The sequence below is a fragment of the Luteococcus sp. H91 genome (genome assembly GCF_038433135.1).
GTDB lineage: Bacteria > Actinomycetota > Actinomycetes > Propionibacteriales > Propionibacteriaceae > Luteococcus.
This window is the reverse complement of record NZ_JBCDMV010000013.1, coordinates 1-21961: the sequence shown is the minus strand read 5'-3', so window position 1 is coordinate 21961 and position 21961 is coordinate 1. Positions and strand designations below refer to the sequence as shown.

Genomic DNA, 21961 nt, shown 5'->3' with positions numbered 1-21961 from the left:
ATGAGACTACCCATTGGTGGTGCGACCGTAGGCCTCGGCCCCATGGGCAGCGGCCTCGACGTCACGCATCGCGTCGAAGTCGAGCGGCTCCTTGGTGGCCTTGACCGGCTTCATCAGGCGGAAGATGATCGCCATCAGGCCCACCCAGATGGGTGCCGCCAGCAGGGACATCCGGGAATCCTCGCTCAGGCCCAGCACGACGAAGACCAGGGCGAAGAAGACCAGCGTGGCCCACGGCATGACGTGCGGCAGCGGCATCTTGAAGGCCGACGTGGCGTGCCGCTCCGGGAACTTCTTCAGGTAGCGCAGGTAGCTGACCATGATCAGGCCCCACACGGAGATGTACAGCACCGAGGAGACGCCGGCGATCATGCTGAAGGCGTCCATCACGGAACCCTCGATCGAGACCATGATGATGGCGGGCGAGATGCAGAAGGCCGTCAGGATCAGGGCATTGCGCGGGATGTGGCGGGAGGAGAGCTTGGCGAAGATCTCCGGGGAGTCCTTCTCCCGCGCGAGGCCGTACATGATCCGTGAGGTGGAGTAGACACCCGAGTTGGCCGACGAGGCGGCCGAGGTGAGCACCACGAAGTTGATCACGTGGAAGGCAATCACGATGCCGATGAAGCCGAACATGGTCACGAAGGGGCTGTGTTCCGGATCGAGCAGATCCCAGGGAACAACGGACATGATGACGCCGAGCGCGAAGACGTAGAAGATCAGCACGCGGGCGGGGATGGAGTTGATCGCCTTGGGCAGGTTGTGCGTCGGGTCGGCGGTCTCGGCGGCGGCGGTGCCAGCCATCTCGATGCCCTGGAAGCTGAAGATGGCGATCTGGAAGCCGGCCAGGAAGCCCGAGAATCCGGTCGGGAAGAAGCCACCGCGGTCCCACAGGTGGGTGATCGACGCGGCCGGGGCGCCGGCCTGCGGCGGCTGGAAGGCGGTCAGCGCCAGGTAGCCGCCGACAAAGATCAGGGCGACGATGGTGACGATCTTGATCATGGCAAACCAGAACTCCAGCTCCCCGAAGAGCCGCACGGCCACCATGTTGAGTGCGGTCAGCAGCAGCACGACGCACAACGCCGGGATCCACTTGGGCAGGTCCGGGAACCAGACGGCCAGATAGCCGCAGATGGCGACGGTGTCGGCGATGCCGATCACCACCCAGCACATCCAGTAGGTCCAGCCGATGTAGAAGCCGGCCCAGGGGCCGATCAGATCTGTGGCGAAGTCCGCGAAGGACTTGTAGGCGAGGTTGGACAGCAACAGCTCGCCCATGGCTCGCATCACGAAGAAGAGGAAGAAGCCGATGACGGCGTAGACGAGCAGGATCGACGGACCCGCCAGGTGGATCGTGCGGCCGGAGCCGAGGAAGAGTCCCGTGCCAATGGCGCCGCCGATGGCGATCAGTTGCAGGTGACGATTGGTCAGGCCGCGCTGCAGCTGCATCTCCTGCGCTCCGATGCCCGTCGTGGGGCGCCGAGAACTGGGTGGGATGGGTGTGGAATCTGTGGTGCCGGTGTCAGTCATGGGAGGACTCCTTTGTTCTCCTGGTGGGAATTTGTGGGGCCGTGCCCCTTGCGGAGCGGTCCTGGGGACGCGCTCCGCAAGGACGGCCTGCGGCAGGGGACCGCCGGTCTGTTCGCCCCCTGCGGTGGTGAACTACTTCAGGATCTCCGCCAGCGGGGTGCATTCCATGTCGAAGGCCTCGGCGACGCCCGAGAAGGTGACCTTGCCCTGGTGGGTGTTGAGGCCCTTGGCCAGCGCCTCATCCTCCTGCAGTGCCTTCTTCCAGCCCTTGTCCGCCAGCTTCACAGCATAGGGCAGGGTGGCATTGGTCAGTGCCCAGGTGGAGGTGTTCGGCACGGCGCCGGGCATGTTGGCGACGCAGTAGAAGACCGAGTTGTGCACCGTGAAGGTGGGATCGGCATGGGTGGTGGGGTGCGAATCCTCGAAGCAGCCGCCCTGGTCGATGGCGACGTCGACGAGCACCGATCCGGGCTTCATCTGGGAGACCATCTCATTGGTGACCAGCTTGGGCGCCTTGGCGCCGGGGATCAGCACGGTGCCGATCACCAGGTCGGCCGCCAGCACCTGCTCGCGCACGGTCAGCGCCGAGGAGGCCAGGGCGTGCACCTTGTTGCCGTAGCGCCAGTAGGACTGGCGCAGCTTGTTCAGGTCGACGTCGAGCATGGTCACGTCGGCGCCCATGCCCATCGCGATCTGCGCGGCATTCTGGCCGGCGGTGCCGCCACCCAGGATGACCACCTTGGCCTGCTGGACGCCGCCGACGCCGCCGAGCAACACGCCCCGGCCGCCATTGGCCTTCATCAGGTGCGCTGCGCCCACCTGCGGAGCCAGGCAACCGGCAACCTCGCTCATCGGGTAGAGCAGCGGCAGCGAGCGGTCGGGCAGCTGCACGGTCTCGTAGGCGATGCCGGTGGTGCCGGCCTTCAGCAGGGCGTCGGTCTGCGGCTTGTCGGCGGCCAGGTGCAGGTAGGTGAACAGGATCTGGTCTTCGCGCAGGAAGCCGTACTCCTGCTCGATCGGCTCCTTGACCTTGATCACCATCTCGCCGGTGGCCCAGGTTTCATCGGCAGTGTCGAGCATCTTTGCTCCCTGCTCGATGTACTCCTCATCGGTGATCGACGATCCAAGCCCGGCACCCTTCTGGATGAACACCTCGTGGCCGTGCTTGACCAGTTCGTGCACACCGACGGGGGTGATGCCGACGCGGAACTCGTTGTTCTTGACCTCTGTGGGTACGGAAATACGCATGTCATCCTCCATTGGACGGTTGGTGCCGCAGGCCGTTCGGCGGCATCCAGTAGGACGAGTGTTGGCCGGATGGGGGTCCACTTTGAAGAGGTGCGGTCAAAGACCGAATGATCTTCGACTCCGATCAATTCCTCCAACCGAAGAACATACCCAAGGGCGTGCTTCTTCCGAAGGATCTTCGGCAGTGGCTTCTGAGGTACCTCAACCGGCGCGCACAGAGGCATGCAGACCCGACCGGGAGAGTGGGGTTCCCCGCCCGGAGGGTGAGCAGAAGATGAATTCAGGGTAAACACCTGCGCTGCGAGCGTGGCGGATGGGGTTCATCGCCCATCATTCGTGGATTCGCCGCGGGCCAGCTGACTAGGACTTGTGCACAGAAGGACGACTTTTCCACAGAAGATTGTGGATAACTGTGGACAACTCGCGGGTTATCCACAACCGCCATATGACGGTCGATCGGTTGCGCACCGGCGTGCCACATTCGGCCGCATGCTCCGCACCGCAACATCCGAGACCGCCGCCGCGCCACCCGTCGACAGGGACCGCCCTGCGGCCCTTGCCTCACACCTGAGGCCGCGTCGCAGTCCCCGTCTGGTCGCGGCCGGCCTGCTCCTCGCCTGCCTCGGCGGGCTCGGTGGGGCGATGGCCTACCAGGAGGCCTCGCATGCCAACCAGGTGGTCGTGATGCAGCGCTCGGTGCCTCGCGGCGAGGTGGTGCATGCCACCGATCTGGCGGTGGTGACCATCGGCCCCGCGCCCGGAGTGCACACCGTCGATGCGGAGCAGTTGCCCTCCCTGGTGGGCAAGCAGGCACTGGTCGATCTGGCGGCCGGGTCCCTGGTCGGGGCCGGCTCGGTGGGCGAGCCGAAGCTGCCCGCCGGAAGCGCCCAGCTGGGCCTCAAGCTGGCGGCCGGCCGGGTCCCGGTGGAGACGATGCCCGCGGGAACCCCGATCCAACTGGTGGAAGTCACCTCCGACAAGCATGAATCCTCCGCTTTGGTGGTGGATGCCAGCGTCGTGACCGCGCCGCGCACCCTGCCCGACGGCTCCAGCCAGACCCTCGACGTCGCGGTGCCGGAAGCCCAGGCCTCCCGCGTGGCGGACCTCTCGGCGCGGGATCTGCTGGTGGTCGTCCGCAAGGCGGGTGGCTGAGATGGCGGTCATCACCCTGGCCAGCGCCACCGGATCGCCCGGGGTCACCACCACCGCCCTGGGGCTGGCGCTGAACTGGCCACGCGACGTGCTGCTGGCCGACTGTGACCGCGATCCCGCCCAGAGCATTCCGGCGGGGTGGCTGCGCGGCACGGACCTGGGCGGGCGTGGGCTGGGGCAGCTGGCCGCGATCCATCGTGAACATCGGCAGCTCTCCGAGGAGATGTGGCTGCAGACCGTCCGGCTGCACGACGGCGAACGCGACCGGCGCTACCTGCCCGGCTTCACCCATCCCGGCGCGGTCGGGCTGTTCGCCCCGATCTGGCAGGAGCTGGCCGACTCCTTCGTGGCCCAGGGCTCCGGTGGCACCGACGTGCTGGTTGACGCCGGACGGGTCGGGCGCGACGGTCTGCCGGCCGCGCTGGTGGCGGCGAGCGACGTGCTGTTGGTGGTGACCGGAAGCTCCTTGCGGGCGCTCGCGGCGTTGCGGCTCCACCTGCCCACGGTGCAGGCCCACGCCGAGGCGCTCGCGGCCCACTGCCAACTCGGCCTGCTGGTCGTGGGCCCGAGCAGGCCCTATGGCAGCTCGGAGATCCAGAAGCAGTTCGGGCTCCCGGTACGGCACACCATCGCCTGGGATGCCAAGCAGGCAAGGGTCTTCAGTGATGGTGCAGCTCCACCGCGGGGTCTGACCACGGGCATGCTCACCCGCAGCTACAAGGCCTGCGCCTCCCGGCTGTCCGAGTCGGTGCAGCGGCGCAGCGAGGTGGTGGCCGGAACCCGGTCCAGCGTCGACTGGGGTGCCCGATGAGCCGCCGGGCAGTCGTGGAGGCACCGGCACTGGACGAGGCGCTGGGCAACCTGGCTGGGCCCCTGCCCGGGGAGCGAGGCGCTCGTCGCGGGCTGCCCGAGACCAGGCGCAACCGCCCCGAGCAGCCGTCGAGTGGCCAGCCGGCCGAGCAGCCTGCCGTCGACTGGGACGTGGTCGTCCAACTGCGCCGCCGGGCCTCGGAACAGATCACCGACGTCGGTGAGCACTGGAGCGGGGACCGGGGCCGGGCGATGAGCCCGCAGGACCGGCGGATGATGGGCCGCTCCGTGATCCGGCAGGTGGTGCGGCAGCACGCCGAGATCCTGGCCCACGAGGGGCAGGCGCTGTGGCCGATCGAGCTGGAGCAGTCCTATGCGGCGGCGGTGGAGAATGCCATCTTCGGCTACGGCCGACTGCAGCCGCTGTTCGAGATTCCCGACGCGGAGAACATCGAGATCCACGGCTGGAATTCGGTCATGGTGCAGTACGGCGACGGCCGGCGGGAACCGCATCCACCCGTCGCGGATTCCGACGAGGAACTGGTGGAAGCCATCCGCTTCCTGGGCGAATCGGCCGCCCCCAGCCGTCCCTTCGACGACGCCCACCCGATGATGACGCTGGCGCTCGGCGACCGCTTCCGGTTGCACGCGATCGGCTTCGGGTTGAGCTTTCGGCCCAGCATCATCATCCGCCAGCACATCCTCACCCAGGTCTCGCTGCGCCAGCTGGCCGACGGCGGCATGATGCCCCTCCAGGTGGCGAAATTGCTGCATGATGCCGTCCTGGCGCGCAAATCAGCGGTCATCAGCGGTGATCAGGGCGCCGGGAAAACGACCCTGCTGCGCGCCATGATCAACGCGATCCCCACCACGGAACGCTTCGGCACCCTGGAGACCGACTACGAGTTGCTCACCCACCTGCAGGAGGGGCGGCAGAACATGCTGGCGCTGCAGGCCAAGGTTGGCCTGGGGGAGCGAGCCGCCGACGGCAGTCGGATGGGCGAGTTCAGCATCGGCGATCTGATCCCCGAGGCCCTGCGACAGAACCTGTCCCGGCTGGTGGTGGGCGAGGTGCGCGGTGGTGAGGCCGCCGCCATGTTCGAGGCCATGCAGAGTGGCGCGGGTAGCCTGTCCACGACGCACTCCCATTCCGCGTCATCGACGATGGACCGGCTGGCCTCTCGGGTGGCGCAGGGCGGAGTGGTCAGCATCGACGAGGCCTACCGGCAGATAGCCCACAACATCCACCTGCTGGTGCACGTCAAGCTCGTCGACGACACCTGGCGGGGCGGCACACGGCGCCGCTATGTCTCCGAGGTGCGGCTGGTGACCGGTGCGATGGAAAGCGGCCGGCCGATCACCCACCTGCTCTACCAGGCCGCCACCGCCGGGACATCCGCCGTCTGGCATCCCGATCCGGCGCTGGCCGACGAGCTCGCCGAATTCGCCGGCAGCTTCGAGGAGTCGGCATGAGCCCGGTGATCGTGGGGCTGTCCGTCTTTGCCCTGGTGGCGGGGCTCTTCCTGGCCGCCGACGGCCTGCGGCTGCGGGACCGGGCGTTGTCCACAGGGAAATCCACAACGCTGTGGACAACTGTGGAGAAGTGGTGGATGACGCGCTCCCGGGCCCGGAAGGTGCACCTCGTCGGGAGCCTGGCGGCGGCCATGGTCTGCTTCACGCTGACCGGCTGGCCAGTCCTGCTGGTGGCGATCCCACTGCTGGCCATCGGCCTGCCGGCGCTGCTGGCCGAGCCGCACAATCGCGACGTCGACGTGCTGGAGGCCCTGGACCGGTGGGTACGCTCCCTGGGCGCGTCGCTGCCCACCGGCAAGTCGGTCACCGACGCCATTCGCGCCACCGCAGCCCAGGCACCGGAGCGGATCCGCGGCCCGGTGCAGGTGATGGTGGCCCGGTTGGATGCCCGCTGGAGCACCCGCGAGGCGCTGCTGGCCCTGGCCGATGACCTGGACAGCCCCGACGCGGACGCCGTGCTGGCATCACTGATCCTAGCCGCCGAACGCGGCGGCATCGGCGCCACCGCGATCCTGACAGAACTGGCCGACACCATCCAGACCAGGTTGCGCGCCCTGCGCGAGATCGAGGCGGAACGCGCCAAACCGCGCGTCGTGGTGCGTCAGGTGACCCTGATCAGCCTGCTGTCGGTCGCCGCGGCGCTACTGCTGCGGCCCTCCTTCTTCCTCGCCTACCGCTCCCCGATCGGCCAGGTCATGATGCTGCTGCAAATCCTCGGCTATGCCGGTTCGCTGTTGGTGATGCGACGGATCACGGTGCCGCGCCGGCGCGAGCGGATCATCCGTCGCCGCCCCCCGGCGCGGGCGGTGGAGGTGGCCGATGCGTGACCCGATCCTGTTGGGCGGTGTGGCGAGCGGCATCCTGTTGGCCACCGGACTCTTCCTGGCCGTCACGGGGATGCACGGTCGGGCGGCTCGGCTGGGGGATGCCCTGGGGCTGTTGGCGGGTGACCCGATGCTCTTGCACCCGCAGCAGGTGCGCGCCGATGAGCCCGCCAGCAATGACGGAGACCTGACCAGCCGTCTGGGGGCCTGGGCCTTCACCCGGCTGAGGCTGCCCTTGTCGGAGCGCACCCGTCGGGCACTCAGCCTGCGAGACCGCTCCATCGGAGACTTCTTTGCCGAGAAGCTGATCCTGTTCGGCCTCGGGCTCTCCGCCCCGCTCTTGCTGACCGGCCTGCTGCAAGGCTTTGGGCAGTTGATCACCCCGCTGCCACTGGGGGCGGCCCTGGCCCTGGCCGGGCTGGGCTGGTTCTGGCCGGACGTCACCCTGCGTCGTTCCGACCAGACCCTGCGGGCCGACGCCGGTGAAGCCCTGTTCACCTTCTTCGACCTGGTCACGTTGGAACGCCTGGCGAATGCCTCCGCGGCGCAGGCGATGATGTCGGCCGCCTCCCTCTCCGACGTGCCGCTCTTCCTGCGGCTGCGCACCGCGCTGGAGCGTGCCCGGCTGGAACAACGGCCACCGTGGCACGAACTGCACCGACTCGCCCGGGAGCTGGAGGTGCCGGAGATCGGCGACATCGCCGACGTGATGCGGCTGGACGAGCAGGGTGCCGCGCTCTCGGATGCCCTGCGTGCCCGGGTCAAGGAGTTGCGGGATGCGCACCTGCTGGCCGAGAAGCTGGCCGCCCAACAGGTCTCGGAGCGAATGACCTTGTGGATGGTCATTCCGTCGATGATCTTCGGCCTGGTCTTCCTCACCCCACCGATTCTCAAACTGCTCGGACTGGACCATTGACCGGCCCGGACGGTGCGAGTTGTCCACAGGTGCGACGAGTGCCTGTGGACAAGTGACACGCGATGCACATACTCACTGATGAAAGGACGTGCCATGAACAACCCCACCCCCGTAAACCCCACCGAGAGCTCCCGTCGACTGGCCACGATGGTCGGGCTGGTCGTCGCCCTGCTCAACCCACAACCGCGGCGCGACGAGCGCGGACTGTCGCAGTCGACGGAGAATGCCGTGCTGCTGGCCGGCGCGGTGGCCGTTGCCATCGTCGTGATCACCGCGGTGACCAACTACGTCACCAAGAACATGCCGAAGTGAGCCGACGGTGACCACTGCCCACCCCGCGTCGTCCGCCTTCTCGCATCACCCTGCTCCGGGAGGCCGGCCGGGGCGCTGCGACGAGCGCGGGCTGTCCGAATCCGTCCAGTGGGCGGTGCTGATGCCGCTGGTGTTGTTGGCGATCCTGGGGCTGATCCAGTCCGGGATCTGGTTGCACGGGCGCAGCGCGGCGGCCAATGCGGCCCTGGCGGGGGCCGAGGCCCAAGCGCTGCACCACGCCGCGGGCGGTACGGGCGAGAGGGTGGCCCGCGAGGTGGCCGAGGGCGCCGGGCTGCTCGATGTCCGGGTGGCCGTGGCGGCGGGCCCGCAGGAGGTCAGCGTCGAGGTCACCGGCCGGGTGGACACCTTCTTCGTGATCGGCACCACCCAGGTCCGTTCCCGGGCCGTCATGCCGCAGGAGGGGCCATGACGCCCACCCGCAACCGGACGGATGAACGGGGAGCCGTCGCGGTGGAGGTCGTGCTGATCATCCCCGTCCTGATGCTCGTGCTCGGCACCCTGGTGGCTGGCTGGCGCCTGTGGTCGGCCCGCGCCCAGGTGACCGACGCCGCGGGGGCCGCCGCCCGCGCCGCCACCGTGGAGAAGAGTGGATCGGCGGCGCGTGCCCGGGCGCAGAGCGTGGCCCGCAGCAATCTTCAGACGCTGGGACTGCCCTGCCAGGGCGCCGGGATCGACGTGGATGTCTCCGGCTTCCACCGCCCACCGGGGGAGCGCGCCGAGGTGACGGTCGGGATCAGCTGCACCGTCGGGCTGGGCGATCTGCTGGCTCCGGGGCTGCCCGGCCAGTGGCAGGTCCGCGCCCAGGGCAAGCATCCATTGGACACCTTCCGGGAGAGGCAACCATGACACGACTGCTGAAAGGCCTGGGCTCCCTGCTGGCGCTGGCGACGCTGGTGGTCGGCGCCCCGGTCGCGCTGTTGCGCGTGGGGCGGTTGGACGGGTTCCCGCCCCTGACGCTCGACTCGCTGGCCTTCCTGTCGGACACCGGGGCGCTGCTGCTCTTCCTGCTGACGGTGGTGGCCTGGGGGGCGTGGCTGGTGCTGCTCGCCACCGTGCTGGCCGAGATTGCCCGGGTGGCCAGTCGCGGACGGATCCGGGTACGGATCCCCGGCGGGGCCTGGGCGCAGCCGATGGTCGGCGCGCTGGTGATGGCCGTCGCCTCGCTCATGATGGTGCCCGGCGGGGCCGGGGTTGCCCGGGCGGAGACCGGCATGCCGGACCGTCCGGCGCGAACCGTGGCCGCTCCGTTGGCGCCGAGCCACCCCGAGCGGGTGTCCGCGGAACTTCCGACCACCCAGGCCAAGGCACCCACGCCGCACCATCGAGCCGAGAATGCCTCACCCGACGACCAGCTGGTGCGTCACCGGGTGGTCTCCGGTGACGACCTGTGGAGCCTGGCCGAGAAGTACTACGGCGACGGCATGCAATGGCGAAGGATCGCCAAGGACAACCGGCTCGACGCCGAGGCGGCGCTGCCGGTCGGCCTGGTTCTCACCCTGCGCGAAGTCCCCGCCCCATCCGCGCCCGCGGCATCCACGCTGCCCCGCCAGACCAGCACCGACGGCCGGACGGTGACCGTGCTGGAGGGCGACAACCTGAGCGCACTGGCCGAACGATACTTGGGCGATCCCGACCGCTGGCCCGAGATCGTCGAGCTCAACCCCCGGATCGCCGACCCGGACCTGATCCGGCCCGGCTGGCGGCTGCGACTGCCACCGTCGGAGCAGGGCCATCGACAGCCCGCTGGGCCACAGCCCGGTGGCCAGGGCAAGGATCACGGGGCTGGGCAGTCCACGACACGTCCAAGCAGGCCTGCGGCCAGCCCGGCAACGACGGACGACGGACCGGAGGTCGAGCCGCTTCCCACCGGCGGTTCCGTGGAGCAGACGGGCGGCGAGCCGGAACTCACGGCGACAGCCGATGCACCCGTGGAAGAGGCCGAACCCGGGCTTGAACTGGTCGTCGGGCTCGGCACGCTGCTGGCAGCGGCCCTCAGCGGGGCCCTGCTGGTACGACGCCGATCCCAGCTGGCGCAGCGGCCACCCGGCCGCCGGATTCCCCTGCCCCAGGAGGAGAATCGTCGCTTCGAGGCGGCCCTTGGCAGGGCGGCGGCCCGCGCGCCCGAGCCACCAGCCGAAGCCCCCCTCACCGCCGTGCTGCTCGGCCTGGACGAGCGCGAGCAACCGGTGCTGCACGAGTTGGAGAGCAGCGGGAGCACCGTGTTGATCGGGCCGGCGGACGTGGTTGACGGGGCGGTGGCAGCCATCACCACGGGCCTGGTGCTGCACCCCTGGTCGGCCGAATCCGGCGTGGTCGCGGTCGGGAACCTACCGTGGCTGGCCACGCTCGATGAGCCACAGGTACAGGTCAGGACCGATGTGAACCAAACGCTGACCGAGCTGGAACGTGCCGTGGCCGCTCGCCGGATGGCCCTGACCCGTGCCGACACCGCTGGGCTCGACGAGGACTCCGGGCTGCGACGAGCGGAGCGATCAGCGCTTCGTCGGGCAGCGGAGCACGCCCCGACCCTGACAGACCTGCGCGCCGATCCGGAGCGGTGGGAGGCGTGGTCGCCCCAGGTCTTCGTCTTCGCCGAGAGGCTGGGTGACGACGACTGGCGCCGCGTCCGCCGTTGCCTGTCCGGCGCCCCCGTCGGGGTCAGCGTCCTGGCCGCGGCAGACCAGGTGGTGGAGTGCGGCGAGCTGATCGAGATTCGCGACGCCGAGCATGCCCGGCTGTGTTCCACCGGGCAGTCCTTCGCGCCACACCTGATGGACGCCACCGCACGACGGGCGGTGCTGGAGCTCTTCCAGACCACCACGTCGCCCACCACCAGCCACGCCCCCTGGTGGTCCAGCGACGACGACCTGCCCCCCAATCTCACGCTGCTCGAACGGCGGCGAACCGCCACTGGCCCGGACAAGGAGGAGCCGGTGGATCCCACGGCTTGCACCCAACCCACCCTGCTACTGCTCGGCCCGTTGGAGTTGCACGGCTGCCGCGGCGAACAGCCCAAGCGGGCTCGCCTGCAGTGCATCGAATACTGCGCCTGGCTGCAGCTCAACCCGGGGCGCACCTCGACGCTGATGTCACGCGAGCTGATGGTGGCCGAGAGCACCCGTCGCTCCAACATGAGCCGACTGCGCAACTGGTTGGGAGCCGACCCCAATGGGGACCTCTACCTGCCCGACGCCTATTCCGGCCGGATCCAGCTGCACCCCGCGGTCACCACCGACTGGGAGCACCTGCAACTGCTGATAGCGCCCGGGGTGAACCGCAGCTCCACCGATGCCCTGGTGGATGCGCTCAAGCTGGTCCGGGGCGCGCCGCTGGCCGACGCCGCCCCCGGTCAGTGGCTCTGGGCCGAGGAACTGCGCACCGACATGGCCTCGGTGGTGCGCGACGTCGGGGTGGTGCTCAGCGAACGTGCCCTGACCGATGGGGACACCGATCTGGCCAGGTGGGCGGCCGCCCGTGCCCTGCAGGCAGCGCCCGGCGACGAGCTGTTGCTGTGCGTCCGGATTCGCACCGAGCACCTGGCCGGCAACCAGCCGGAGGTGGAGCGACTGGTGCTGCAGGTCACTCGTCAGGCCCGCAACCTGGGCGTCGATCTCGCTCCCGAGACCGTCGACCTGATGCAGGAGGTGATGGAGGGTCGCCGGCGTTCCCAGCTCGCGTGACCGATCAGGGGAAGGACGTCGGGTTCAAGCGCACCGTCGCGAAAGGGCCGGGCGGCTCAGAACGCGGCGGTGACTTCCTGCGCCCAGCGACGATAGCCGGGATCGCCGGGGTGCAGCCCGTCGCTGGCGAAGTCCTCGGGCCGGACCGCCACCCCCATCAGGCTCACGAAGGTCCGCCCATGCTGGACGCAGAGCTCCCGGGTCGCGTCATCGAGAGCTCGGGCATCGCGCTCCAGCAGGGCCGTCAGGGGCCAGCGCAGCAGCGGGGCACGGTGGATGGGTGGGCAACCGCAGACCACCACCTCCGGTACCCGGGCCAGCAGGTCCAGCGTCGCCGAGAGTTCGGCCCGCCAGGCGGTCACCGGGCGTCGGGCCAGCAGGTCGTGCATCCCCACCAGCAGCACCACCACATCCGTCGCGGGCGACAATTGCGGCACCAGCCGGTGGTGCAGCCCCAGGCTGGTCGCGTCCTGTTCGCCCACCACCTGCCAGAGCACCTCGCGGCGCTCCCGCTCGGCCAGTTCCCGGGCCAGCAGCCCGGGGAGCCCCTCGGACAGCGAACTCCCGCCCACGCCCAGGGCGGACTCGTCACCCAACACCGCCAGGGACAGACGCAGGCCCCCGGCCCCGTTCGGCGGGGTCACCAGCCCATGCGGGGCATCGAGCGGCACGGGCAACCCAGCCAACCGTCCGATGGTTCGTTCGCCCTGTCGGATCGCCACGGGCCGCAAGAGCCCCACCAGTGATGCCATGCACAGGACCCTACCGATGCCACCGGGCCCAGATCCGTCGCCGATCGGAGATGATCGGGGATCGGGAATATCCGGGCACCCCACACGTAGAGTTAGTAGAAAGTTCAACCACAACACGTCACCCAAGGAGCACCATGAAGATCGGCATCATCGTTGGCAGCACCCGGCAGAACCGCGCCGGCAAGAACATCGGCGAATGGGTCGTCGCGCAGGCCGAGGGGCGCACCGACGCCACCTTCGAACTGGTGGACCTGGCCGACTTCAACCTGCCCTTCATGACCAGCCCCGTGCCACCGGCCGCGCTCGGCAAGCAATACCCGGAGCCGGAGATCCAGGAGTGGAGCAAGAAGATCGACGAGTACGACGGCTTCGTCTTCGTCACCCCCGAGTACAACCACAGCGTCCCGGCCGCCTTCAAGAATGCCGTCGACGTGCTCGGTGCGGAGTGGATGCACAAGGCCGTGGGCTTCGTCTCCTACGGTGCCGACGCCGGTGTGCGCGCCGTCGAGGCGTGGCGGGTGATCCTGGCCAACTTCAACGTCTACGACATCCGCAATGCGGTCAGCATCAACATCTTCGCGGAGATGGATGACAACGGCTTCGCTCCCAATGAGCGTCGCGCCGGTGAGGTCAAGGAGCTCTTCGACACCCTGGTTCCCGCTGCCAAGGCCATGGCCACCCTGCGCTGACCACCTGCGCTGATCCCGGCCCTCCTGCCGATCACGCACCCGACCCCACCGGAAGACCGGCATCGTCCGAGCCTCCGGTGGGGTCGCGTGCATCTCACGAACAGGTCCTTGCGAGAATCGCCCACCAGATTCGACTATTTCGGCGAGTGCACGCGGGCCAACCCCGGGCAAGGCGAGTCCCGGGTCGATTCTCGGAATGCAGCCCCCGGATCCAGCACCTGTGGTGGTGACGGCGGGCGCTCAGCGGTGCTTGTTGGCGTACGATTCGGCGATCTCGCCGGCCTGGTGCGGCATCCGGCCCTCGTAGTAGCTGCGACGCGGCGGGTTGGCGAACAGCGCCGGGTGAACCAGCATGGTGTGCAACTGGTGCAACTCCGTGCGGGCCCGCCAGTCCCCGACGGGCTGATATTCCTCGGCCCAGGCGCCCTCGATCAACTCCAGGAAGGGTGCCCCGGACAGCCGGAGGGTGGCCAGATCGGTCTCGGCGTGGCCACCGTGGGCGGACGGGCTGGTCATCGCAAAGCCCTTGCGGGTCTGGACGAGGTTGCGGATCCACAGGTCGCCGTGGATTCGGGAGGCGGGGCGGGAGTCGTCGAAGGCGCCGGCCGACAGCAGGGCGCACAGCCGTTCGATCTGCTCCATGGAGGTGGAGTCGATGCCGCCGCGGGCGAGGGACTGACGGGCAGCCGGCAGCAGTCGGTAGGTGGCATAGAAGCTGCCCCAGCTGGTGGGCAGGGCATCGGCTGAAGGCATCGGCAGCGGGTCCTTGCCAAAGAAGCCATCCCCCTTCCACCCCGGCGGTGCGGCTCCGAAGCCGGGAGCGCCGGCCCGGTGGGTACGGGCCAGGGCCCGCCCGAAGCGCTCGGCATTCTTGGCGGTGATCGGGTGGATGGGTGAGCTCGTGTGGGGGCGGGGGCGGCGCACCAGCACCTTCGCCCCGCCCTCGGCCTCGTCCAACCAGGCCAGGCCGGCCATGCGCCATTCGCGCAGTCCGTGCGGGGCGCGGCGCTGCCGAGCAGCACCGGCCATCAGAAGATCCCGAGCATGGCCGAGCCGATGGCCACGCAGGCGACTCCGCCCACGCAGCCCAGCACTGAGCAGATCCACGGCTGGTTGCGTCCATTGCTCGCGCGCCACAGGGTGATGAGGCAAGACACTGCACTCACGGCGGCGGGGCCCCAGGTCATCAGGCGAAGGGCCAGCAGGTCCATCGCCAGCGGCGAGCAGCCGTTCAGGCAGGGATGAGCGGTGCGGGCGGCAACGGCGCCGAGCATCGTGCATCCGATGCCGAAGAGCACGACGGTGACCAGGGCCAGCACGATCGGGATCCGGTGGGGGGTGTTCGGTTCCGCCCAGCGGTCGCACGACAACCCGTCGACCGGGGGGTCGACCAGGGTCCAGTCACGCGACTCGATCATGCGTCCCATTCTAGGTTGCGGGGTGGCGGTGCCCCAATCCGCGGGGCACGCTCCATACTGCCTGACCTGTAGCCCGGCTGAATGCGCTGATGAAATCATGGACGCGGATCGACGGTAAACACGGACAAACAACCCGGTCTAGTGATGAATCAGGCGCGTGTCGGGCGGTGGGGCCACCAGAAGCCGTCGCCCAGGAGCAAGGCCAGTGCCGGAACCAGCACCGTGCGCACCACCAGGGTGTCGAGCAACACCCCGATGAAGATCACCACGCCCAACTGGGCCAACACCACCAGCGGCAGCACCCCGAGCACCGCGAAGACCGCGGCCAGCAGGATCCCGGCGCTGGTGATCACCCCGCCGGTCGCGGTGAGGGAGCGCAACATGCCGGTGCGCGTGCCATGGCCAGCCGCCTCCTCTCGCGCTCGGGTGACCAAGAAGATGTTGTAGTCGACGCCCAGGGCCACCAGGAAGACGAAGGCGAACAGCGGCACCTGACCGTCCATCCGGTCGAAGCCCAGCACGCCGGTGAAGGCCCACCAGCCCAGGCCGAGCGCCGCCAGATAGGTCAACAGCACGGTGCCCACCAGGACCACCGGTGCCACCACCGAGCGCAGCAGGAGCACCAGGGCCAGGAAGACCAGCCCCAGGACCACCGGGAAGATCACCCGTCGGTCATGGGCGGTGCCCTCGGCCTCGTCGATGCGCTGCGCCTCGCTGCCACCCACATGGGTCTCGGGCAGCCCGGCGACGGCCGCCCGCACCTGACGCACTCGATCGGTGGCGCCCGCACTGCCGGGGGCATCCGAGGTCACCACCTGCAGTTCCGTCACGGTGCTGCCCGACGTGCTGGGGCGCACGCTGCTGATGCCCGGAAGGCCCGTGATCCGCTCGGTCACCTGCGCCACCTGGCTGGGCGGCGTGGTGACCAGCATCGGGTTGGCCGAGCCCGCCGGGTAGGAGCGGCCCAGCCTCTCGGCGGCGACGATGGCCTCCGGCTTCTCGAGGAACTGGTCGGAGTCGCTCAGCCCCAGCCGGATCGAGCCCATGCCCAGCGCGGCCAGCAGGAGCAACGCAGTGGAGGCGATGGCCACCGTCGCCGGGCGGGCAGCCACGAAGTGCCCCACCCGTGCCCAGATGGAATTGCCCTCGACGGCCGACGGCTCGCCCACCCGGGGGCTGCGCGGCCAGAAGATCCACCGGCCGAAGACCACCAGCGCGCCCGGGAGCACCGCCAGCACGAAGAAGGCGGCCACCAGGACGCCGAGCGCGCACGCCACCCCCAGTCCCCGAGTGCTGGGGAAGACGGAGAGCAGCAGGGTGAGCAGGCCGACGAAGACGGTGGAGGCACTGGCCACGACGGGTTCCACGGTGCGCCGTGCGGCCACCCGCATCGCGTCGTGGCGGCTGTGGTGCCGGCGCAACTCGTCGCGATAGCGGGAGATCAGCAGCAGGGCATAGTCGGTTCCCGCGCCGAAGACCAGCACCGAGAGGATGCCGGTGGTGGATTCGTCCCAGGCCAGCCCCAGCCGGTTCAGCGCATGGGTGGCCAGCACCGATGCCAGCCGGTCGGCGACGCCCACGACGGTCAGCGGCACCAGCCACAGCCAGGGCGAGCGGTAGGTGACCACCAGCAGCACCGCCACCACCAGCGCCGTGGTGGCCAGCAGCTTGAAATTGGCGCCGTCGAAGACCGCCCCCAGGTCGGTCTGGATGGCCGCCGGGCCGGTCACCTGCGCGGTGACTCCGTCGGGGAGCCCTTGCTTGGCGCGCTCGCGCAGGCTGCCGACGCCGGACTTCAGCTCGGCCGAGCCGACGCCATCGACGTTGACCGGCACGAAGACCGCGGTGCCGTCCTGGCTGGGCACGATCGGCGGCTTGGCCTGGCCGGTCAGCTCCGCGGCCTTCTGCCCGATCAGGCCGATGGTCTGTGGGGGCAGCTTGGAGTCGCTGCTGAAGAGCACGATCGCCGCGCTGGAGTCCTTGTCCGGAAGGGATTCCTGGGCCTTGACCAGGGCGGCCGAGTCACTGCCAACCGGCAGCTGGTCAAGGCTGTTGCGGTTCGCGGTGGCGGAGCCGAGCCCACCAATCAGTCCAAGGCCGGTCAGGAGGAGCAGCAGCGCCACCAGCGATGAGGCATGGCGACGCAGCCACGGCTGGGTCTCGGGGTGCGAAGTGCTGGTGGACATCGGCTTGCCTCCGGGAAGTAACTTCACCAAAATGATTGCTAATAAAGTTAATCATATTCGGGGCTGGGAACCAACAGCCGCTCGGCCGGTGGGCACCCGGGCCGGTGGGATGATGGGGCCAGCCCAGAGGTCAGGTGACCAGCTTGGGAAGCTGACATGGCGTGTTCGGCGCAAACCAGCGCGACAGGAGGATGGACGATGGGTGAGCGTGGCCACGAGTCGGTGCGCGCGGTCGTCCCCGAATGGGAACGATCGATGGCCCTGGATGCCCTCAACGAGCTCGTCCAGGTGGCCGCGGCCTCCATGCCCGCCGTCGCCCGTCGCGCCCAGCTCTCCGAGAGCGAGCTGCATTCCCTGCGGCACCTGATGAGGGATGACATCGGCCCGGCCGAGCTGGCGCGGATGCTCGGGGTCACCTCCGCCGCGGCCACCGGCATCGTCGACCGGCTGGAGGCGCGCGGTCACGTGGAGCGGCGCCCGCACCCCAGCGATCGCCGACGTACCCAGATTGACCTGACCGATTCCGGGCGGGCCGAGGTTGTCCAGTTGTTGGCGCCGATGTTTCGTGGCCTGGCGCAGGCCGATGCCGATCTCAGCGAGGAGGAGCGGGCGGTGGTCACCCGCTTCCTGCACCGTGCCACCGAGGCGATGCGCGCCGTGATGTGAACCCCTCCCCCGCGAGTCGGCACGAGTGCCACAGTGACCCCATGAGAATCGTGGTGGTGGGGGCCGGAGCCCTGGGTGGCTATTTCGGGGCGCTGTTGCAGCGGGACGGACACGGCGTGGAATACCTCGCCCGCGGTGAGCACTTGGCGGCGCTGCGCCGCGACGGCCTGCGGATCACCGGCGCCACCACCCTCACCCTGTCGATCGCGGTGACCGACGACCCGCAGATCCTGGCCCCGGCGGATCTGGTGCTGTTGGCGGTCAAGGCGAACCAGCTCGACGAGGTGCTGCCCACCCTCTCCGGGCTGATCGGCCCGGAGACCGCCGTCGTCACCCTGCAGAACGGGCTGGAGGCGCCCGGCGTTGTGGCCGGCGTCCTGGGCCGCGACCGAGTTCTGCCCGCGGTGGTGCGGGTCTACACCCGGATCGCGGCGCCCGGGGTGATCGAGCACATGGGTGGGCCCGGATCAATCACCGTCGCCGAGTGGGACAACGCGGAAACCGAGCGCAACACGAGGATTCGCCAGGCCCTCGTCGCCGCCGGGATTGCCTCGCCCCCGCCCGAGGACATCTGGCTCGACCTGTGGCGCAAGGTGATGTTCGTGGTTTCCACGGGTCTGCTCGGGGCACTGGCCGATGCCCCGCTGGGCGACCAGCGCACCCGCTTGCGGCCGCAGCTGGCCGCGATCATGGCAGAGGTGCGCGACGTCGGCCTGGCCGCCGGCATCGCCCTCGACGATGCTGTGGAGGAAACCCTCGCCTTCGCCGACCGGATGCCGGCCGATGCCACCACCTCCCTGCATCGGGATCTGGCCGCCGGGCAACCGGGGGAGCTGGATCCCCTGGTGGGCGGGGTCTGTCGTCGGGCCCGGGAGGTGGGCGTCGCCACCCCGCTGTTCGATCTTGGCCACGCGCTGCTGGTGCACCGGCTGGCGCGGCGGGAGCGGGCCCGCGTCAGCTCTGTTGACTGCGCAGGTAACGCCCGAAGTGCGGGACGGTGAAGGCGACCTTGCCGCGTTCGGTGGCGTAGATCAGGCCCTTCTTCATCAGGGCGTCGCGGGCGGGGGAGAGGCTCTGGGCCTTGCGGTCCAGCACCTCGGCCACCTTGGAGGTGAGCACCTGGTCGGCGTCGTCCTCGCCGCCGGAGGCCTCTGCCATGGCACGCAGGTAGTCGCGCTCGGCGGGGGTGGCGCGCTCGAAGCGGGAGCCGAAGAAGCCGACGGCCAGCTCCGCCTCTGCCTCCGGGGTGGCCACCCGGACGTCGTCGACGGTGATCGGGCTGGCCGGGGCCAGATCCCAGACCACCTTGCCGTAGGCCTGGATGAAGTAGGGGTAGCCGCCGGTCAGCTGGTACATCTCGTCCAGCGCCTCGGCCTCGAAGGCTGCCTCCTCGTCCTCGGCGGGCAGGGTGAGCGCCAGATCCGCCGCGGCCCGCTCCAGCCGGTCGATCCGGTTGTACTTGAACAGCCGTTCCGAATAGCTCTTCGACGCGCTCAGCACCGCGGGCAGGTGCGGCAGGCCGGCACCGACGATGATCAACGGCAACCGCTGCTGGCTCAGTTCGTGCACGGCCGCGCACATCGCCGAGACGTCCTCGGGGCGCAGGTCCTGCATCTCGTCGATGAAGATCGCGATCCCAACGCCCTGGTCCTGGGCCAGTCCGCCGACGTCGGTGAACAGCTCCACCAGGTCGATCTCGATGTCGCCGGAGTCGGCGCGGCCCTTGGTGGCGGGCACCATGATCCCCGGGTTCCACTTCTCGCTGAGCTTGGCGCCGGGCTTGGCGTCGCGCTCGATGAAGGCCTTGATGGTGCCCAGCACCGCATCGGCGTCGGGGTGGGCGAGCTCACGCACCGCCATGTGCAGCGCCGCGCCAAGGGGACGGCGAATGCCCTGGTCGGGCCGCGCCTCGAACTTGCCGGTGCCCCACTTGGCGCGCACGGCCTGGCTCCGCAGGGCATTCAGCAGCACGGTCTTGCCGACGCCGCGCAGCCCGGTGAGGATGATCGACCGCTCGGGGCGGCCCTTGGCGATCCGCTCCAGCACGACGTCGAAGGCGCGCAGCTGCTCGTCGCGCCCGGCGAGCTCGGGCGGGCGCTGGCCCGCACCGGGGGCATAGGGATTGCGAATCGGATCCATGCCTTGCAGTGTATGGGTACGTCTTGCGGAAATCGCAGATTGAAGCAGACGGGGGCAGATGTCGCCCGGCGCTGCCTCGGGTTGGGGCGGTCGGGCCAGCTGGCCGTTGGGTCCGGAAGTGAATTCCTCCCGCTGGTATTCCCTGTCAGGCCGGGCTAACTGGTGAATTCTTCGCCACCAGTGAATGGGTCAACTGTCCAAAAGGGAGTGACTTTCGTCACATCGTGTGGTCAGCTGGACATGTCCATCGGGGTCGTACGGGGGTACGCAAACACAGGAGAAGAAGTGATCATCAACCATCGCCGGACCACCCTCGCCATGCTTGCGGGCACCTCTCTCGTCGCGGGCCTCGCTGCCCAGCCTGCGGCCCACGCGTCGCTTCCCGCGACGCCGACCGTGGACAATTCGACGCGAGCGGGGGCGCTGGCTGCCTACCGCTCCTACAACCAGGCCGCCACCGCCGTCGCGGCTGGCTGGACGGGGTCGGTGGATCCCTGCGCTCCCGGTGCTGTCTCTGCCGACGCGCAGGCGGCCACCCTGACCACCATCAACTACTACCGCTCCATGGTGGGTCTGGCGCCAGCCACCCTCAACCCCACCTGGTCGGCCAAGGCGCAGCAGGCCGCGCTCATGATGGAGGCCAACAACTCGCTGAGCCACACCCCGCCCAGCACCTGGAAGTGCTACACGGCCGCCGGCGCGGATGCCGCCAAGACGGGCAACCTCGCGCTCGGCTACTCGAATGGCGCGAAGGCGATCAACGGGTACATCGACGACGCCGGCAATGACGCCACGCTGGGGCATCGTCGCTGGATCCTGGATCCGCGGATCACCGTGATGGGTAGCGGCTTCACCAACCGGGGCAATTCCCTGAAGCTGTGGGACGGTGCGGTGCCGAGCGCCAACCCGGCCAACACGCCGGCCTTCGTCGCCTGGCCTGACGCGGGCTATGTGCCCAAGGCGCTGGTGCCCAGCAACAACATCTGGACGCTGTCCGCCAGCGATGCGGCCACCGACATGTCCGCCGCCACCGTGAGCATCACCAGCGATGGCAAGAGTGTTCCGGTGGAGGTCACTCGTCCCGCGGCTGGCTACGGCAAGCCGGCTGTCGGCTTCAAGCCGGGCATAACCGCCGCGGACGTCAGCAGTGACAAGGCGCTGACCATCACCGTGAGCGGCATCAAGAAGGGTGGGGTGGTGCAGCCGGCCCACACCTGGACCACCACCCTGTTCGACCAGACGAAGGACGCCTCGCCCCAGTCCTTCAGCTGGGATCTGCCGGGGGCGGGCACCATCGGGCAGACCACAGGCCTGAGCGCGAAGGCCACCTCCGGTCTGCCGGTCAGCTTCAGCTCCACCACGCCGACCATCTGCTCGGTGAGCGGTGCGACGGTGAAGTACCTGGCGGAAGGAACCTGCACCATCAAGGCGGACCAGGCCGGCAATGCCACCTGGGCGGCCGCCTCCACGACGCGCTCGGTCTTCGTCGGGTCGGCCGGCAAGGCCGCGAATGTGATCACCTGGGCGCAGCCCGCCGATGCGGCGGCCGGCACCACGGCCACCCTGTCGGCCACCTCATCGGCGAAGTTGGCGATTGACTACCGCTCGTCCACCCCGGCGGTCTGCACGGTCAGCGGCAGCACGGTCACCCACCTCAGCGGCGGCTCCTGCACCGTGACCGCCAGCCAGCCCGGCAGTGCGACGGTGAATGCGGCCGCGCCGGTCACCCGCTCCTGGCAGGTCACCGGTCTCAAGGCGAATGTGATCACCTGGGATGCCCCCGGCTCGGTGAGCGTCGGCCAGTCTGTGCCGCTCAATGCCACCAGCACCTCCGGCTCCAAGGCCTTCAGCTACTCCGCGTCGATGTCTGCCACCGGTGTCTGCAGGTTCGCCTCCGGTGGGATCGTCTTCGGCGCCAAGGGCACCTGTACGGTCACCATCTCCCAGGCGGCGACGGCGACCCATGCCGCGGCCAAGCTGAGCAAGACCTTCACCGTCGGCTGAGTCGGGCGGTAAACGCAGGGGCGGGGGGGTTCCGCCCCCCCCCCCCCCAGCCCTCCGTGAGTTCTTCAGGTTTTTGTTTTT

20 protein-coding genes are annotated in these 21961 nt (G+C 69.3%); 13 read left to right on the top strand and 7 right to left on the bottom strand.

The window, feature by feature from the left end; genetic code table 11:
- Positions 1 to 6: 6 nt before the first annotated feature.
- The gene (locus AAEX57_RS07585) at positions 7 to 1530 is read right to left on the bottom strand and encodes an amino acid permease (protein WP_446721113.1); all 1524 of its coding nucleotides are present in this window, start codon (positions 1528 to 1530) and stop codon (positions 7 to 9) included.
- A 132-nt stretch (positions 1531 to 1662) separates the two neighbouring features.
- The gene (ald, locus tag AAEX57_RS07580; RefSeq protein ID WP_342091738.1) at positions 1663 to 2778 is read right to left on the bottom strand and encodes an alanine dehydrogenase; all 1116 of its coding nucleotides are present in this window, start codon (positions 2776 to 2778) and stop codon (positions 1663 to 1665) included.
- 489 nt (positions 2779 to 3267) lie between these two features.
- On the opposite strand from ald, the gene AAEX57_RS07575 reads away from it, so the two are divergent.
- The 9 genes from AAEX57_RS07575 (at position 3268) to AAEX57_RS07535 (ending at position 12026) form a co-directional block, all read left to right on the top strand.
- Positions 3268 to 3930, top strand: a complete 663-nt coding sequence (locus AAEX57_RS07575; RefSeq protein WP_342091737.1) for an SAF domain-containing protein — start codon at positions 3268 to 3270, stop codon at positions 3928 to 3930.
- Position 3931: 1 nt separating this feature from the next.
- Positions 3932 to 4741 (top strand): hypothetical protein, encoded by an 810-nt coding sequence (locus AAEX57_RS07570; RefSeq protein WP_342091736.1) that lies wholly within the window; start codon positions 3932 to 3934, stop codon positions 4739 to 4741.
- Complete coding sequence (locus AAEX57_RS07565; protein WP_342091735.1) at positions 4738 to 6213, top strand: CpaF family protein; 1476 nt, start codon at positions 4738 to 4740, stop codon at positions 6211 to 6213. The genes AAEX57_RS07570 and AAEX57_RS07565 overlap by 4 nt, the downstream gene beginning before the upstream one ends.
- Positions 6210 to 7100, top strand: a complete 891-nt coding sequence (locus AAEX57_RS07560; protein WP_342091734.1) for a type II secretion system F family protein — start codon at positions 6210 to 6212, stop codon at positions 7098 to 7100. The genes AAEX57_RS07565 and AAEX57_RS07560 overlap by 4 nt, the downstream gene beginning before the upstream one ends.
- Positions 7093 to 8013, top strand: a complete 921-nt coding sequence (locus AAEX57_RS07555) for a hypothetical protein (protein ID WP_342091733.1) — start codon at positions 7093 to 7095, stop codon at positions 8011 to 8013. Before AAEX57_RS07560 ends, AAEX57_RS07555 begins: the two co-directional genes overlap by 8 nt.
- A 93-nt stretch (positions 8014 to 8106) precedes the next feature.
- Positions 8107 to 8325 (top strand): hypothetical protein, encoded by a 219-nt coding sequence (locus tag AAEX57_RS07550; RefSeq protein WP_342091841.1) that lies wholly within the window; start codon positions 8107 to 8109, stop codon positions 8323 to 8325.
- Between the two features lie 7 nt (positions 8326 to 8332).
- Positions 8333 to 8755 carry a TadE/TadG family type IV pilus assembly protein gene (locus tag AAEX57_RS07545; protein ID WP_342091732.1) on the top strand — a complete coding sequence of 141 codons (423 nt, stop codon included), beginning with the start codon at positions 8333 to 8335 and terminating at the stop codon, positions 8753 to 8755.
- Positions 8752 to 9192, top strand: a complete 441-nt coding sequence (locus AAEX57_RS07540; protein WP_342091731.1) for a TadE/TadG family type IV pilus assembly protein — start codon at positions 8752 to 8754, stop codon at positions 9190 to 9192. Before AAEX57_RS07545 ends, AAEX57_RS07540 begins: the two co-directional genes overlap by 4 nt.
- Entirely contained in the window at positions 9189 to 12026 is a 2838-nt protein-coding gene (locus tag AAEX57_RS07535; protein WP_342091730.1) for a LysM peptidoglycan-binding domain-containing protein, read from the top strand. The genes AAEX57_RS07540 and AAEX57_RS07535 overlap by 4 nt, the downstream gene beginning before the upstream one ends.
- A gap of 56 nt (positions 12027 to 12082) precedes the next feature.
- Here the strand turns inward: AAEX57_RS07535 and AAEX57_RS07530 are convergent, their stop codons facing one another.
- On the bottom strand, positions 12083 to 12778 hold the full coding sequence (locus AAEX57_RS07530) for an SGNH/GDSL hydrolase family protein (protein WP_342091729.1): 696 nt from the start codon (positions 12776 to 12778) through the stop codon (positions 12083 to 12085).
- A gap of 134 nt (positions 12779 to 12912) precedes the next feature.
- On the opposite strand from AAEX57_RS07530, the gene AAEX57_RS07525 reads away from it, so the two are divergent.
- Complete coding sequence (locus tag AAEX57_RS07525) at positions 12913 to 13467, top strand: NADPH-dependent FMN reductase (protein ID WP_342091728.1); 555 nt, start codon at positions 12913 to 12915, stop codon at positions 13465 to 13467.
- Between the two features lie 240 nt (positions 13468 to 13707).
- Here the strand turns inward: AAEX57_RS07525 and AAEX57_RS07520 are convergent, their stop codons facing one another.
- The 3 genes from AAEX57_RS07520 to AAEX57_RS07510 form a co-directional block, all read right to left on the bottom strand.
- On the bottom strand, positions 13708 to 14496 hold the full coding sequence (locus AAEX57_RS07520; RefSeq protein WP_342091727.1) for a fructosamine kinase family protein: 789 nt from the start codon (positions 14494 to 14496) through the stop codon (positions 13708 to 13710).
- Positions 14496 to 14885 (bottom strand): hypothetical protein, encoded by a 390-nt coding sequence (locus AAEX57_RS07515; RefSeq protein WP_342091726.1) that lies wholly within the window; start codon positions 14883 to 14885, stop codon positions 14496 to 14498. The genes AAEX57_RS07520 and AAEX57_RS07515 overlap by 1 nt, the downstream gene beginning before the upstream one ends.
- 149 nt (positions 14886 to 15034) lie before the next feature.
- A complete protein-coding gene (locus AAEX57_RS07510) occupies positions 15035 to 17071 on the bottom strand; it encodes an MMPL family transporter (RefSeq protein WP_342091725.1) in 2037 nt (678 codons plus the stop codon).
- A 198-nt stretch (positions 17072 to 17269) separates the two neighbouring features.
- Here AAEX57_RS07510 and AAEX57_RS07505 point away from each other — a divergent pair, with 198 nt between their 5' ends.
- Positions 17270 to 17737: a MarR family winged helix-turn-helix transcriptional regulator gene (locus tag AAEX57_RS07505; protein ID WP_342091724.1), complete on the top strand. Its 468-nt coding sequence runs from the start codon at positions 17270 to 17272 to the stop codon at positions 17735 to 17737.
- Between the two features lie 41 nt (positions 17738 to 17778).
- A complete protein-coding gene (locus tag AAEX57_RS07500) occupies positions 17779 to 18738 on the top strand; it encodes a 2-dehydropantoate 2-reductase (RefSeq protein WP_342091723.1) in 960 nt (319 codons plus the stop codon).
- Here AAEX57_RS07500 and AAEX57_RS07495 read toward each other — a convergent pair.
- Positions 18692 to 19876, bottom strand: a complete 1185-nt coding sequence (locus AAEX57_RS07495) for an ATP-binding protein (RefSeq protein ID WP_342091722.1) — start codon at positions 19874 to 19876, stop codon at positions 18692 to 18694. The two genes, AAEX57_RS07500 and AAEX57_RS07495, sit on opposite strands and share 47 nt — an antisense overlap.
- Before the next feature lie 285 nt (positions 19877 to 20161).
- On the opposite strand from AAEX57_RS07495, the gene AAEX57_RS07490 reads away from it, so the two are divergent.
- On the top strand, positions 20162 to 21880 hold the full coding sequence (locus AAEX57_RS07490; protein WP_342091721.1) for a CAP domain-containing protein: 1719 nt from the start codon (positions 20162 to 20164) through the stop codon (positions 21878 to 21880).
- Positions 21881 to 21961 lie beyond the last annotated feature (81 nt).